This window comes from Microbacterium sp. LWH3-1.2, from assembly GCF_040675855.1.
Lineage (GTDB): Bacteria > Actinomycetota > Actinomycetes > Actinomycetales > Microbacteriaceae > Microbacterium.
The window spans coordinates 1,395,182-1,410,640 of sequence record NZ_JBEGIK010000001.1 but is presented as its reverse complement, the minus strand read 5'-3'; the positions used below and the strand labels follow the sequence as shown (position 1 = coordinate 1,410,640).

8 protein-coding genes are annotated in these 15,459 nt (G+C 73.5%); all 8 read right to left on the bottom strand.

Annotation, left to right across the window (positions count from 1 at the left end; translation table 11 throughout):
- Positions 1-285: 285 nt before the first annotated feature.
- The 8 genes from MRBLWH3_RS06515 to MRBLWH3_RS06480 all read right to left on the bottom strand — a co-directional run bounded on the left by MRBLWH3_RS06515 (position 286) and on the right by MRBLWH3_RS06480 (position 15,411).
- Positions 286-867 carry a hypothetical protein gene (locus MRBLWH3_RS06515; RefSeq protein WP_363429823.1) on the bottom strand — a complete coding sequence of 194 codons (582 nt, stop codon included), beginning with the start codon at positions 865-867 and terminating at the stop codon, positions 286-288.
- Entirely contained in the window at positions 864-2,483 is a 1,620-nt protein-coding gene (locus MRBLWH3_RS06510) for a DUF5684 domain-containing protein (protein WP_363429821.1), read from the bottom strand. Before MRBLWH3_RS06510 ends, MRBLWH3_RS06515 begins: the two co-directional genes overlap by 4 nt.
- On the bottom strand, positions 2,480-5,041 hold the full coding sequence (locus MRBLWH3_RS06505) for a transglutaminaseTgpA domain-containing protein (RefSeq protein ID WP_363429819.1): 2,562 nt from the start codon (positions 5,039-5,041) through the stop codon (positions 2,480-2,482). The genes MRBLWH3_RS06510 and MRBLWH3_RS06505 overlap by 4 nt, the downstream gene beginning before the upstream one ends.
- Entirely contained in the window at positions 5,038-6,447 is a 1,410-nt protein-coding gene (locus MRBLWH3_RS06500) for a DUF58 domain-containing protein (protein ID WP_363429817.1), read from the bottom strand. Before MRBLWH3_RS06500 ends, MRBLWH3_RS06505 begins: the two co-directional genes overlap by 4 nt.
- Positions 6,444-7,409: an AAA family ATPase gene (locus MRBLWH3_RS06495; protein WP_363429815.1), complete on the bottom strand. Its 966-nt coding sequence runs from the start codon at positions 7,407-7,409 to the stop codon at positions 6,444-6,446. The genes MRBLWH3_RS06500 and MRBLWH3_RS06495 overlap by 4 nt, the downstream gene beginning before the upstream one ends.
- A gap of 51 nt (positions 7,410-7,460) precedes the next feature.
- Positions 7,461-13,430: an Ig-like domain-containing protein gene (locus tag MRBLWH3_RS06490; RefSeq protein WP_363429813.1), complete on the bottom strand. Its 5,970-nt coding sequence runs from the start codon at positions 13,428-13,430 to the stop codon at positions 7,461-7,463.
- Positions 13,430-14,569, bottom strand: coding sequence for a serine/threonine-protein kinase (locus tag MRBLWH3_RS06485; RefSeq protein WP_363429811.1), 1,140 nt, complete (start codon positions 14,567-14,569; stop codon positions 13,430-13,432). The genes MRBLWH3_RS06490 and MRBLWH3_RS06485 overlap by 1 nt, the downstream gene beginning before the upstream one ends.
- 179 nt (positions 14,570-14,748) lie before the next feature.
- A complete protein-coding gene (locus MRBLWH3_RS06480) occupies positions 14,749-15,411 on the bottom strand; it encodes a spermidine/putrescine ABC transporter substrate-binding protein (RefSeq protein WP_363429809.1) in 663 nt (220 codons plus the stop codon).
- Between the last annotated feature and the right edge of the window lie 48 nt (positions 15,412-15,459).

Sequence of the window (15,459 nt, the reverse complement as noted above, 5' to 3'; positions counted from 1 at the left end):
CGATTCGTGACGCTGCGGGCTCACGCTGACCCACCGACGCGCCAGAATGACTGTCGCGCTCTCGTTGGTGGGTATGCCGTGGGGGTGGCCTGTTCGCAGGCCGTTCCCTGAGATGCGGCGCTCGCACCGATTCCCGCACCAAGGCACGGTCGACGGCGCGCGTGAGCGCACACCCGATCCATGATACGTGGGTTTCGGGGGTCGGGCAAACGCGGAAGCACGTGACAGGCCCGACGGAGGGACGACACGCCGCAGCGCGGCCCAGATCGCCGTCGGGCGTACCCCTCAGCCGGTCGTCAGCAGGGCGACCAGCGCCAGCGCGGCGACGATGATGAGGACGGATGCTGCGAACACGACGGCGATCGTCTGGCGCCGGCGGCGACGCGTGCGGGCCTGATCGGCAGCCGCCGTGTCGACGTGGTCCTGCGGCGCACGCCGGGCCGGCTCGGCGCGCACCACGGTGACCGGAGGGACGTCGCGCGCCCGGTAGGCGGCGACTGCGGAGGCGGGCGGAGCGGCGACCCGGCCGAGGGCCGCGGACGTCCCGGCGGCGGGCTCCGGGGCGAGCGGTGCCGGCGAGGGAGCGCGCCTCGAGGCTGCGGGGGCTTCCCGCGGCTCGTGTGCTGCCGGATGCGCGGTCCGTCGCGGACCCGCGGGTGCCGACTCGGTCGCCGCCTGCGTGGCCTGCTCGGAATCGGCGCGGACGGCCGAACCGACCGAGATCACGGTGTCGTCTGCCGCCTGGGCCTCGCCCGAGGCACGCCGCGACGGCAGGGTCCGGTCGTCGAGGGGGTCCTCGTGCTCCGGCGCGGGCGCCGGGCCCCTCCGCCGGGAGAGAGCCGTGTGCTCGTCGTCCGAATCGATCACCCGTCGCTCCGCCGCAGCCGGACCTCGGCGTCGCCCAGCAGGAACCGGTCGCCGGCCTCGACCTCGACGCCCGCAGGTGCCTCGACCTCGGTGCCCATCACGGTGGCGAACAGGACGCCGTTGGTGGAGTCGAGGTCCGTCACGTACCACTTGTCGTCGCGCAGCTGGAGCCGTGCATGCGTCTTCGACACCGTGCCGTCCTGGATCGAGACCAGCTGCGCACTCGGGTGTTCCGGGTCGGCGGCGGGGCGGCGGCCCAGGATGACCACCTCCGACGAGAGCGCGACGGGCTCCCCGGTCGGCGGCACGAGCGCCCAGTCCGTCCGTTTGCGACGGGCGATGATCGTCTCTTCGAGGATGTCCTGCTCGTCGGGGATCTCGGGCTTGGTGTGGAACGCCGACACCGACGACCGCGCCGAGCGCGGGGATCCGGCATCCGGCGAGCCGTGGATCGCCGAGACCGGGCCGGAGGTCTCGGGGAAGGCGTCGGCCTCGCTCATCGGCGAGCGCGCCGGGGCCCACGGCTCGTGGTCCTCGTCCGACGACGGGGCGGCGGGCACGCGCGTGACCGGCGGCCGGGTGATGCCCTCCTCGCCCGTCGTCGCCGCCTCAGGCGCCGTGAACGGCTGCGCGGCGCTGCGCGAGGGACCGGCGGGCGCGGGCGCCGCGGCCGCGGGGGGAACGGACGCGAGCGGGGTCGCGGGCACCGCGGAGATCGGCGCGGGAGCACCGGGCACGGCACCGGTGACCTCCGCGCTCAGGTCGATGCCGTCGAGCGCGAATCCCTGCCACGGGTCCGCGTCACCGGAACCGTTCCCGCTCGCCTCGCCCGGCGTCGCAGCGACGGGGCGACCGGGCACCGGTGGAGGCGTCCAGCCCGCGGCGGGCGGCGGGACATCGGCCCCGGCGGCCGTCATGGATGCCGCGTGGGCGGGCGCGCCGGGAGCAGGCGGCGCGGCGGCAGCACGCGGCGCGGCACCCGGCGCGGGCGGAGCATACGCGGACGGCGCGAACCCCGCACCCGCACTCGTCGGCGCAGGGACCGCCGGCGGGGTGGGATACGCCGCCCGCGCACCGGTCAGCGCAGCCGTTGCGGGCGACGATGGAAGGGGAGGCAGCTCGGCGTCGCCCGGGGTGCGACGCACGCCGGCGCCGAAGGGGGTGCGGGTGCCGGCCGGGCCCCGCTGCCCGGAGGCTCCGCGCGACGCGCCGGCGGCGTGCGAAGGGGACGTGGGGACCGTCTCCCGTCCGACCCAGCGCGCACTCCCCCAGCCGACGATCGACGCCCACACCGGGAACAGCAGGAAGCCGAGGACGGTCATGCCGGCGCCGAAGCCGAAAGCGACGTTCACGCGGAACAGCGCGATCGCCCAGACGACCAGGAACGCGATGTCGACGAACGGGATGAACGCGAGGATCACGAGCCACGGCGAGAACCCGGCGAGGCGGAGCAGCACGATGGTGTTGAGGATCGGCACCCACGCCTGCCACGCCTCGACCCCGGACTTGCGGAACACCGCCGACAGTGCGAGGGCGGTCCAGATGTAGAGACCGGCGAACAGGAGCAGGCTGACCAGGGTGCCGACGACGGCTGCGGTGGCATCTGTGGCGTTCATGGCATGGGACGCACGGGCTGTGCCCGTCGTCTCCCCCTCTCGGCGAATCGCGTGCGGCCGCCCGGTTGGGGCGCCATCGGACGGAACAACGATCTCAACGATACGGTCGCGAGCGCCGCGCGCCAGAACCCTCGTCCCCGTCGCAGGGCGCGCCGCTCCGCGTCGACGGCCACCCAGTAGCGCTTCGCCTCGTCGGCGGAGATGTCCGCGTGCGCGAACACGGCGCGGTCGGCGTCGCGCGCGAGGGCGGCCCCGGCGGGCGTCGCGAAGGCGGCGGCGAGCTCTGAGCGCGTGGAGGTGCGCGCTGCGGCACGGCCGCTGTCGAGCGCCGCGTCGACGTACTCGTCCCACCCGCCCGCGACGCGGTTCGCCGGTGTCCCGGTGCGGCGACGGCCCCGGCGGCGCGCGGCCTTCGTGCCGATCACGATGAGGAACGGACCGAGCGCGAGCACGAGCACGAGAAGCGCGACGCCGCCGATCCGCAGCATCGGCCAAAGCCACGCCAGGTCGGCTCCTGCATCTTCGTCGGCGGGGCGGTCCGCCGCGGAGTCCTCCTGGGCGGGATCGGGCGGCACGACCTCCTCGACCGACTCGGGGCGCACCTCGGTGACGTTCTCGGGGTCGCGCTGCTCGGTCGTGTCCAGGCTCGGCGACTGGGCGTACTGGGGCGTGACGTCGATGGCGACCCAGTCGCCGGCTGCCGACTGCACCTCCGTCCACGCGGTGAGGTCCTGTGCGCGGCAGGCGCCCTCGTCGCACGTCGCGAGACCCGGCTCCGTCGCGGTCAGCCGCGCACCCAGAACCACCCGGGAGGGGAACCCGAGCTCGCGGGCCATGAGGGCCACCGCGACGGCGAACTGCTCGTCGTCGCCGATCGCAGCGAAGTAGTTGCCGGAGGCAACCGCCCGCGGGTCGGTCTCGCGTTCGAGCAGGCGCGCGAACATCGTGTCGACGCGGGCGAGCGAGTGGCCCGAGGCGCTGGGCTGGAATGCGTAGTCGGGCAGGGCGGCCGCCCATGCCGGCTCCTGCTCGCCCTCGGCGAGACCGTGACTGAGGTAGCCGCGATCGCGCAGCATCGCGACCGCGCCTTCGAGGGCGGGACCGCCCGACCCCGTAGCGTGCTCGTCCATCCACGTGCGAAGGCTGTCGGGTGCGGCGACGCCACCCGGGCTGCCGGGGGCCTCCAGTTCCGCGAGCACCGGGGTTGCGGGCTCGACGCCGCGCACGACGAATGCGTCGCCCGACTCGAACCCGCCCCCGGCCGTCTGCACCGCCGCCGACGCGGCGGCGTTGTAGTAGAACTTGTCGGCCAGTGATGCGGCGCGGTCGCCGTCGAATGCGACCGCCTCGAGGCGACCGGCCGTCGGCATCCAGATCCCGTCCCACGCGTCGATCTCGATGCGCGCCGCGACCGGCGTGCCCTCGCCGGCGTCGAGCGCCGACGGCACGCGGACGAACCGACCGGCGTCGACGGCGCCTTCGCCGCCCGAGCGGAACACCTCGCCGTCGTAGGCGTCGAGGGTCGCCAGCCGCACCCGCTCGGGGAGCGTCTCCACGACGCCGTCGATCACGACGGGCTCGACCGTGAACAGCACGTCGTCGGCCCGGGCGTCGGCGAACAGCGCGCGGTACCGCGACAACGGGCTCACCTCGGCCGACAGGTCGACGTCAGGGCCGATGGCCGAGCGCAGCACGTCGCGCTCCGCGCCGCGGGCGGCGAAGGGCACGATCGCCACGGCCAGCACGAGAGCCACCGCCACCATGCCCGCGCCGAGCGCGGTGCGACGGCGGTCGGCCGCGGAGGGGCGGCGCGAGATGCGGACGCCGCTGGATGCCGCGGCCCGCTGCAGGGCGCGGATGCGCTCGTCATGCGTGCGCCAGGCCAGCCACAGCAGGCACGCCACGAGTCCTGCGACACCGACCGCGGTCTCGACCGGCGCGTAGAGGAACACCGGCCCGAGCTCGAGCGGGGAGCTCACGGTGGTGCGGCCGAAGAAGAGCCCGAACGTCACCATGCCGAGCGCCACCGGAACCGCGGCGTAGGCGGCGCGATCCTCCCTCCACGCGAGGAGCAGCACCGCACAGGTGCCGACGAGGAAGACGACGAGCGCGGGCACGAGCAGGTTGCGGTACGAGCCGACCGGCAGCTCGACGGTGACGAGGTCCTTCCAGCCCAGCACCAGCCCGCTCGCCAGCTCTCCGAGACCCCGCACCAGGTCGGCCGGTGAGCCGAGGCGGGAAGGCACCGCGAGGGGCACGCCGACGACGAGGATCGCGAGGGCCAGCGCCCCGGCGACCGCCCACCCGCTCCAGTGCCGCCACCACGCCAGGGCGGCGATCCCACCCCCCGCGACGGTGGCGACGACGACCAGGAGCGCGAAGGCGCCCGAGCGGTAGATGGGCCACCCGGCGACGGCTGCGACGACGGCGATCACGGCGGCGAAAGCCACCCCGACCCACACGCGGGCGACGAGCCGCGGCGCGCGCAGACTCGGAGTCTCGGTCGCCCCCCGGGATGCAGCATCCATCCGCCCCATCACCGGGATCTGCCCGCTCACGACGCGGCTCCCCGCAGCAGGAGGCCCGAGAGGTCTTCGAGGGTTCCGACGGTGAGCACCGTCATGCCCGACAGCGGCTGCATGCGCGGATGGGCGCGCTCGTCGCAGATGACGGCGACCACCGCGGTGTCGGACGGGAATGCGAGGGCGGCCCGCTGCAGTCTCGTGAGCGGCACGCGGGAGCCGACCACGACGAACGCGATCGAGAGCCGCTCGCCCGACTCGGCGGCGAGGCGGCACACCTCGCCGACCGGCATCGTGCTCTCGAGCAGATCGACCCCGCTGAAGCCGTCCAGCATGGGGCGCGGCGCCGCGGCGGGGATGTGGCGGATCGCGCGGAGGCGCCCGCGCACGACGCGTGGGATCTCGGATCCGGTCACGATCTGCACGTCACGGGCGTCGTGGACGGCCCGCAATCCCAGCGATGCCGCGCACGACACGGCCAGCTCGAACTCGTCGGCGTCCGCGTACTCGGAGTCCCAGGCCGCGAGCACCACGGCCATGCGCGAGCGCCGGGACTCCTCGTACTGGCGCACCATGAGCCGCCCGGTCTTGGCCGTCGACCGCCAGTGGATCTGGCGACGCGAATCGCCCGGCGCATACTCGCGGATGGCGTGGAACGACATGTCGGCGTCGACCAGGCGGCGGGTGGGCGCGCCCTCGAGATCGCGGATGAGCCCCGCGCTCGTCGACGGCAGCGAGACCGTGCGGGGGTGGACGTAGAGGTCGTGCACGTCGGGGAACGAGTGCTCGCGTCGCAGCATCCCGATCGGATCGCTGCGCACGGTGGTCGCGGGACCGACCGTCACGATGCCGCGCTTGAGGCCGGGGATGTCGAGCGGCTGCTCGACCGCGTGGCCGGGACGCAGCAGCGGCACGCCGAACTCGACCAGCCCGGCCCCGACCGGGATGTCGATGCGGCCCGGCAGGGCCGTGCGGTGGCCGTCGTTGCGCACGCCGATGCGGCCGGCGACGCCCTCGCCCGCGACGATCCGCTCGTGCGTCAGCGAGAGGTCGACGTCGTAAGCGCGGGCGCCGAACAGGAACGGCACGGCCGCGATGAGGAGGACCACGGATGCTGCGCCCGCGACCATGAACTCCACCCAGCCGAACACGATCCCGAGCACGAGGCCCGCGGTCGCCGCGACGGCCACGAGGGCTCCCGCGGGCCGGATCGCCTCTGCGGCCCACTCGGCTGCGGTGGTGATGCCCGAGCCCGCCGCCCGCCACACACGCGTCCACCACACGGCCACGCGCACGAACGTGCGACCGCGGCGCGACCCGCCGACGCTCGTGGCCGTAGCGGTCACGTGCGTGCGGCTGGTCGTGCCGGTGGCCTGGACGGTCCGCGTGATGCGCGGCTCCATCGTGCTGGTGGAACCGCCGCGGCGCTCGGGGACGCTCATATCGCTTCGCGCCTCGAAGGCGGCGCCACGTCGAGCAGCACCTGCCCGACCACGGTCTCGGGGGTGACGCCGTCGAACTCGGCCTCGGGGTGCAGGATCAGGCGGTGCGACAGCACGGGCACGGCGAGCGTCTTGACGTCGTCGGGGGTCGCGTAGGTGCGGCCCTGCGAGGCGGCCCGCGTGCGCGCGGCGCGCGTGAGGGCGAGGGCGCCGCGGATGCTGACCCCCAGGCGCACCTCGTCAGCCGTGCGCGTGCTGTCGACGAGGCGGGCGATGTAGTCGAGCACGAGCGCGTCGACGTACACGTCGGCGGCGAGGTCGGCCATGCCGACGAGCGCCTGGGGCGTGATGATCGGCGAGAGCTCGGCGGTCGCGACGGCGGCACCGTCGAGGATGCGGACGGTCGCCGCGTGGTCGGGGTAGCCGAGCGACGTGCGCATCATGAAGCGGTCGAGCTGCGCCTCGGGCAGGCGGTAGGTACCGGCCTGCTCGACCGGGTTCTGCGTCGCGAGCACGAGGAACGGCACACCGGCTTCGCGCGAGACGCCGTCGATCGTGACGCGCCCCTCCTCCATGACCTCGAGGAGCGCCGACTGCGTCTTCGGGCTCGCCCGGTTGATCTCGTCGGCGAGCACGATGTTGGCGAAGATCGGACCGGCGTGGAACTCGAACACGCCCTCCTTCTGGTCGTACACGCTGAGGCCCGTGATGTCGCTCGGCAGCAGGTCCGGAGTGAACTGGATGCGCGTGTTCGTGCCCTGCACCGACTGCGCCATGGCCCGCGCCAGCGACGTCTTGCCGGTTCCCGGCACATCCTCGAGGAGCACGTGGCCGTCGCTGAGCATCGCGGTGAGCACGAGCTCGACGACGTGGCGCTTGCCGAGCACGGCGCGCTCGACGTTGTCGGCGATCTGCCCGAACGTCTGCGCGAACCAGTCGGCCTGCTCCTGCGTGATCGTCATGTGGTGTCCTTCGTCGTCTGCGGGGATCGTGGGGCGAACGGATGCTGCCGCTCAGGGTGCGGCGGGTGGGCCGGGGCTGCCGTTGTTCGGCTGGCACGCCGCCGAGAACTCGGTGCTCGCGGGGGCGAGCCCCCAGCCCTGGGCGTCCCAGTTCACCGTCACCGAGATGCCTTCGACCCGCTTCGCGCCGACCGGCACTTCCCACGTGTCGACGGTGTGCGGCAGGAGCGTGTTGTCCTCGTCGTAGTAGCGCAGGCCCGCGTTGCCGAACGTGAAGGCTGCGGAGGAGCCGTTCGGAGCGTTCGACGACTGGCCGCGGTAGGTGAGCGGGCTGCCGCCGACGCACGAGGTGACCGTCCAGTTCGCCTGCACCTGATACGGGGCGCTGCCCGAACGCGGAGTCACGGTGGACCAGGCGCTCGCGGTGTCCCAGAAGTCGTGCACGTACCGCACCTGGATGCCGGGGTCCTGGCCGAACACCGTGCTCCCCGGGCCCCAGCCCTGGAACTCGGCGTGGTTGCGGTTGGGGAGCCGCTCCGTCGTCGTCGGGTTCTCGCGGATCACCCAGTCGGCGCGCTGCGCCTGCACTTCGGGGCGGCCGTCCACGACGAACGTCCAGCCCTCCGGCGCCCGGCCCGACTGCTGGGCGCGGACGGTCGCGGTCGCCTCGGCGCGGCCGAAGGACTCGTCATCCCACCACGACTCGACGCACATCCGGACCGCGTACTCCTCGCCGTCCTCCAGTCCGGGGAAGGAGGCCGTCTCGCCGCCGTCGATGACCCTGCAGCGATCACCATCCAGCACGATGCCGTAGCGCAGCGCCGAGCCGTCGCCGTTGCGCTGCGCGGTGGCTCGGGCCGTGACCGTCGCGGTGCCGTCGCCGTTGGACACCGAACTCAGGGTGAGCTGCGGCGACAGCGGACTGCCGATGCCGTTCGTCTGCACCGTCGCGGCCGCGCCCGACGCGTTGCCGCCGAGGCCGGGCGGCAGGTCGTAACGCGAGTAGGGAGTGACCGTCACGAGCGTGCCGGTGTTGCTGCCCACGCGGAACCACGGCACCTCGACGCGGGTCTGGCGGGGGTTCACCGGCACCCGCACGGTCTCGCCGGCGGGGCTCGCGATCTCGAGGCTGCCGGTCTCGCCGGCCTCGATCCCGTCGATGACCAGCGACACGATGCCGCCCGCGCCGTCGCCGGTGACGACGGGAGCCGCGGTCACGCTCGCGGGCGCGAGCGGTGCATCGTACGCCCACGCGATCGTGCGCACGCCCGCCTTCGACTCACCCACGGCGTTGACGCCCCACGCGTCGTACGTGCGCTGCTCCCCGTTCGGAGCAGGGATCGGGGGGCACACGCCGTCGGCCCCGCAGCGCGCGACCTCCTGCCCACCGGTGCGGACGACGAAGCCGGACAGCGCCGGGTAGGCCGACCGCGCCTCGCCCGGATCGATCCGCAGAGTGACGGTCCCCTCGGCATATGCCGTCTGAGTAATACTCGCGGGAGACTTGGGGTACCCGAGCAGGTCGAGAAGCACGCGGCCGTCGCGTTCCGCGTTCGTGACGCGGCCCTGGGCGTCGCGCACCGAGAACGTGGCGGTGCACGTCGCGCCCGGAGCATCCGTCGTCCAGCTCGCTGTGATCGACGTCGCCGACGCCACCTGGAAGCTCACGCCGGCGCAGGCGCCGGCCGGGCGCACGGCGACGACCTCGAGCGGCGTGCGCGGCAGCGGGTTGACCTCGCCGCCGGCGCCGATCACCGGGATCGTGCACGACGGTCCTCCGGCCTGCGAGCACTGCTGCACGACGGAGCCGCCCTGCGGAAGAGTGGAAGGAGCGGCACCGACCCGGAGGATGAGCCGCGCCGGCGACACCGACGGATGGCTCGTGACAGAGACGAGCACGGCCTCCTCGGAGCCGGGGACGGCGCGGTCCGCGCCGGTCACGGTCACGACGGAACCCTCCTGGGTGACCGCGAAGGCGGTGCCCGAATGCTCGGTCGCGTAGACGATGCCGTCCCAGTCCGGGCGCAGCTGCCACGTGGTCATGTTCGCGAGGTCGAACGTCGCGGTCTCGCCCGGCCCCACCGTGATCGATGCCGGGCGCAGTTCGGGCTGCGGGTCTCGCGGGCGCACCACGATCGGCACCGACAGGTACGTCCAGTCCTCCTGGCCGGTCAGGCGCACGGGCACCTGGCAGGCGTCGACCCACGGGGCGCCCGCGCCCGCGACGTAGCGGACGACGGCGCCCGCGTCGATCGTGCACGATGCCTCGACGCGTGCGCCCGATGACCGCACGTCATCGCCCAGCTCGACGACCGCGCCGCGCGGGCGCGCGACGAGGTCCGCCATGTCGAAGGTGGTGGACTCGAGCTCGGTGACCTCGGGCGACGCCGCGTTCGCGCGCAGCGTCAGGGCCAGGTCGTCGTCGCCCGGCACGCGGAGGAAGCCGTACGACGTGACCTCGCCCGCGGCGCTGTCGCCGGTGACGGCGAACGGGATCAGCCGGGTGGTCTCGGGCAGCGCCCCGCGCAGTCGCGAACCCTGCACCGCGACGCCGTCGGGGTCGCCCCACAGCGACAGCTCGAGGTCGTCCACATCGCCGCCCGACCACGTGACCTTGCCGGCCAGCACGTCGACGCCGCGCGGGAAATCCTCACGGGTCTCGACCGTGAGGCCGGTGTCGGCGACGACCGGGAAGTCGGGCACGCTCTCGCGCACGACCCGTACGACGATGAGTCCTCGACCGGTGTTTCCCGACGAAGACTCGACGTCGTAGAGGAACGACATCGTCGCCGGGTCGTCGCCCGCGGCGATCCGGACCGTGGTGTCATCCGCGCCGACGATCTGCTCGTTCAGCCGCGCGTACTCAGGGTTCTCGCTGCCGTCGACGAGGGTCCCCGGCACGTCCGGGCGGATGTCGGTGATCCGCAGCTCGCCGAGCGTGGGGTCGGCGTCGTTGGAGAGCGGGCTGACCCGGATCGTATTGCCCTCGCCCGCCTGCACCTGGACGTAGTCGGTGAACGTGACCGGACTCGGGTTGGCCTGGCCGTCGAGCACTCCGATCCGCACCGTGCCGTCGGCCGTCGCACCGAACGCGTCGACCACGCGGTAGCGGAAGGACACCTGACCGCTGTCGCCGGGCACGCTCGTGTACATGATCGACGCGCCGTCGGCGGTGACGGTGGCCGCGCCCCGCTCGGGCTGATCGACGATGCGGTCGAGGGTCACGACGTCGCCGTCGGGGTCCGTGCCGAAGTCGTCGAACTCGATGAGCGCCGACTGTCCGCTGAGCACGCGACCCTCGAGGGTGTCGGCCGTGGGTGCGCGGTTGGCCTCGGCATCGATCACCGTCACGCGCACCGTCGCGGTGTCCGCGAGCGCCGGAGCGCCGGTGGTGAACACGGAGTACTCGATCGCGTACTCCCCCGGCTCGCCCGGGGCGAGATACCGCAGCAGGTCGCCCGACGCGAAGGCGAGTGCGCCCTCCGACGACGAGCGCACGGATGCCGGGTTCAGCGTCGGCCGCCCGCCGGCAGGCGAGATGTCGTTGTCGAGTACCGGGATGTCGATCTGGGCGCCGGAGCGCACCATCACGGAGTCGTCCACCGCGATCGGGGCGAGCTCGGGTGCGGGCGGCAGCAGGTACACCGTCGCCTCGCCCGCGACGCTCGCACCGGCGTCCTCCGTCCCGTCGCTCACCACATACGAGACGGTGCCGAGGCGGCCGGCGGCGCCGTCCTCCGTCGTGCCCGACACCCGGAGGTGGTTCTGTCCGACCGCGTCGACCGACAGCGTGGCGCCGTCATCCGCCCGTGCGACCACGTCGCTCAGCAGCAGCACGCGGCGCGTCGGGTTCGAGACGGCGTCGAAGATCTCGAGGGTCGCGTCCTGCTGGGGGTGCACGAACGCCACCACCGGCGAGGTCGCCAGCTGCGCCGGCGCGTCGGTGGGCAGCAGCGTGATGCGGGCGGTGCCGGTCGCCTCGCCGACGCCGTCGGTCACCGTGAAGTCGACGCGGAACGTGCCCGGGTTCTCGGCCGCGAAGTCGAAGGAGGTGGAGCCGCTGACGGCGGTCGCGGTTGCGGCGGCGTCGTCGAGCACGCGCACCGATCCGAGTGACAGCGTGCCGGCGGTGCCCGTGACGTGGTCCGCGACGTCGACGGTGATGCCGGAGGCGACCGTGTCGGTCACCGCGAACGACTGCACTGTGAGCTGTGGCTGGGGCGATACCTTCACCACGAGCGGCTTCACCGTCGTCAGACCCTGGGTGTCGGCCACCGTGACGTCGAGCTCGACGAGCTGCTCCCCGCCGTCGCCCGCGTCGTCGTGCTGGTAGACGACGTCGCCGCCGGGGGTCGCCGCAACACTGCCGACGCCGCTCGTGTTCTCGACCGAGAGGAGCAGCAGCGGGTCGCCCTCCCGGTCGACCCAGCCCGGCAGCACCGGCACGGTCACCGTGCCGCCGCGCGCGACCTCGGGCTGCGGCCACTCGACGAGGCATCGCTCGACGCCGCACCATTCCGGCGCCGAGTCGGCCGCGGCATCCGCCACCGTGACGGTGACCGTCGTCGGCCCGGACGTCAGGCCGTTGGCGGCGGTGCCGTCGGCGACCGCGTAGGAGAACGTCGCCGATCCCGTCGCGCCGGGCTGCACGCGGATCGCGAGGCGCTGATCGTCGTCGGTGACCGACACCGTGCCGAACGCGGGGTCGAGGCCGGTGACCGACGCGGGGTCGATCGTGAGAACGTCCTCGTTCGGGTCGTGGTCGTTCATGAGCACGGGCAGCGACGCGAGCGCGCCGGCCCGCACGCCGAACGCGTCGGGCTCGGCGACCGGCGGCTTCGGGTCGAGCACGACCTGCAGCTGCTCTTCGCTCGGCACGGCGTCGGGGTCGGTGCGGTCGTCGAGGCTCCAGTCCTGGCTCGACGGGATCAGCGCGCCATCGGGCACCGACCACGCCCACCCGGACCGGGTGTCGTTGAGGATGACCGCGGAATCGCTCGCGACGAATGCGGGGCGCGGCTGGTCGCCGATCGTCCGGTCGCCGTAGTCCAGCGTCGCGGTGGTGCCGCCCGAGCGCCACAGCAGGCCGCCCGCGTCGCCCTGGCCCAGCCACGCGGCGTACGTCTCGCCGTCGTGCGCGACCGGCTGCGCAGGAGTTCCGAGCACCGTCTCCGCACCGCCTCCGACCGGTGTCTCCATCGCCGACCCGTCCGCGGGTACCCGCACCAGCCCGGTGTCGTCGGCGAGGTAGACGGCGGTGCCGCTCGCGTCCGGTGCGCCGACGACGACGGTGCCGGTCGACGGCGCCCGGGTCGAGGCGTCCTGCCCCCGCAGCCAGATCTCGCCACTCTCGGTGTCGACGACGGCCCACGTGTCGCCCGCCGCGGTGATGGCCGGCGCCTCGAGCCCGTCGGCGTCGAGCGGATCGCGTCCGCGCACCTCACCGCCCGGGATGTCGTAGCGCAGCACCGAGTCGTCAGCGGCCGAGTAGGCGAACAGCATGCCGCGGACGTCGACGGCGATCGCCTCGGCGGTGTACTGCGGGGCGTCCTCGTCGTCGGCGCCGAACGGGTCGAGCTGCGACGACGCGCCGCTGGAGAGACGCCCCGCGTGCACGGCGCCCGAGTCGGTGAGGTAGGCGACCCAGTCCCCGGCCGTCACGACCTCCGTCGTGCCGGACGGGGTCTTCTGCGAGGACTTCAGCGCCTCCTCGTCGAGGTCGGCGGGCATCGCGGCGTCGATGCGCGTGAGCGTCGAGTAGCTGTCGCTGAAGAGGTATGCGGCATCCCCCGTCTGCACCACCTGGTCGGGGTTGCTGATGCTGCGGACCGTGTCGAGCTCGCCGACGGACGTGTTCACGCGGGCGTAGCGGCGGCCGTCGCCGGTCTGCAGCGCCCACACCGCGGTGTCGACGTCAGGGGTCTGCTGCGCGTCGAGCCCCGGCCACACGATGCTGATGCCGATGATGCTGGCCGCCACGGCCCCGGCGGCGACGAGGCCGGTGATCGCGCCGCGTCGCATCAGAGCACCCCTGCGACCATCAGCGCCACGACGACCGCGCCGGCCCCCGCGACGATCCCCGCTCCGACGCCGATGGCCCAGGGCAGCACGGCCCGACCGCGGCGGCGGGCGGGTGCGGAGATCTCGGTGTCCTCGTCACGGGCGAGCTGCGCGACGCCGGTGCCGGCGCGCGCCTTGCGCGTGAGATCGCGCTCCACGTGCGAACGCGCGGGTCCTCGCAGCGCCGAATCCGCGAAATCGACGGGAGCGGATGCGGGAGACCACTCCTCGTCCGGGATCTCGAGCGGCGTCGGCGAGAGGCCGAGCCCCGACTGCACCTCGCGCAGCCCTTCGCCGAAGGCACGGGCGGAGTCGTGGCGGCGACCGGGGTCGCGGCTCATCGCGGTCGCGAGCACGGCCTGCAGCGACGCCGGGACGTCGGCCCGCGGGATCTCGACGTAGGTGGCGCGCGCGATGCGCTTGCGCAGCAGGTCCTTGGTGTTCTGGCCGCGCTCGCGGCGCTCGAACGGGCTGTGGCCGGCCAGCAGCGAGTACACCGTGGCACCGAGGCTCCACACCTCGCTCGTCACCGTCCCGCTCGTCCGCTCGGCGACGACCTCGGGAGCACTCCACGGGATCGACATCGCCAGCACCTCGCCGCCGCTCTTGCGCTGCAGCGAGGCTGAGATGCCGAAGTCGGCGAGCACGGGCGTGCCGAATGTGGTGATGAGGATGTTGCTGGGTTTCACGTCGCGGTGGATGAGGCCGGCGCGGTGCGCGGACTCGAGCGCGCTCGCCATGCGCACGCCGATGGCGAGCACCTCCTCGACCGGGATGCGCTCGACTCGGTAGCGCTGCGCCAGAGAGCCGGGGCAGTACTCCATGACGATGTACGGGCGGCCGTCTGCCGAGATGCTCGCCTGGTAGACCGTCACGATCGAAGGGTGTGCCGACAGGTGCGCCAGCACGTCGGCCTCGGCGTTGAACATTCGCCGAAGCTCCGGGTCGCGCACGTCGCTCGGCATGACCTTCACCGCGACGTTGCGACGTGGCATGTCCTGCTCGTAGAGGAAGACGTCGGCGAATCCGCCCGAGCCGAGCGGGCGGATGTAGGCGAGTCCCGGAAGGATCGGGGGCGCCGAGGGAAGCCGTGCCGCCACCCGCACACCTCCCCGCAGTCCGCTACCGTCACACCACTGCCGCCAGCGCGACGACAAACCCGGTCATGCTAACAAAACCCACCTCCCGGGAACCCGCGTGGCAAGCAGAGATGTGGACAGTGCGAGCGCGTGCGGCGGGCCGGCACCGGACGAGCCGCGACGACGGGGCCGGCGTCAGTCTAGCCGCGGAGCCCCCCGGGGTCGTGGGGGTCGAACGGTGCGTCGAGCGACTTGGTGAGATCGGCGAGCATCGCCTCGATCTGGGGCTCGACGTACTCTGTCACCGCGGCCTGGATGCGCAGGCGATGGTGCAACAGGATCGTGCACACCTCGCGGCCCACCATGTTCGCGTAGTCGTCGGCGAGCCCGACCTCCTGGCGGAGCGCCGCCTTGGCCTCCTCGCTCAGCGGCGGGAGCGCCGGCACGTGCGCGTCGGCCTCCTCGGCGAGTCCCGCGATCGTGAACAGGAAGGGTGCGCCCGGCACCGGATCGGGGTCCATCGGCAGCCCCTCGAACTCGGGGTCGAGCCCCTCGCCCGGACGGTAGCTGCGCGCGCGGTTGCGGGCGGCCTGCTGGTCGAGCTCGGCCTGCAGCATCGGCAGGTTCAGCGCGGTGTACTCGGCGACGGACCGGTCGACGATCGTCTTGATCCGGGTCGACAGGCCGTGCTGCACACCGTGCGGCACATCGGCGCCGAGGCCGGCGGCCGAGAGCACGGGCGACCCGAAGCAGCGGCGACACGGGGCGGTCCGGCCGTGGTGGGTCGCGGGCTCCCAGCGAGGCACCCACGCGAGCCAGGCGTCCACCGCCTGGCTGACCTGGGTCTCGAGCGACCGCTCCACGCGTTCCACGCTAGTGCCCGGCATCCGTGCTCGCGCGGATTTCCGCGG

Coding starts and splice junctions, on each gene's coding strand:
- MRBLWH3_RS06510 (WP_363429821.1), bottom strand. CDS start 2,483: ATGAACGCCACAGATGCCACCGCAGCCGTCGTCGGCACCCTGGTCAGC.
- MRBLWH3_RS06500 (WP_363429817.1), bottom strand. CDS start 6,447: ATGAGCGTCCCCGAGCGCCGCGGCGGTTCCACCAGCACGATGGAGCCG.
- MRBLWH3_RS06495 (WP_363429815.1), bottom strand. CDS start 7,409: ATGACGATCACGCAGGAGCAGGCCGACTGGTTCGCGCAGACGTTCGGG.
- MRBLWH3_RS06490 (WP_363429813.1), bottom strand. CDS start 13,430: ATGCGACGCGGCGCGATCACCGGCCTCGTCGCCGCCGGGGCCGTGGCG.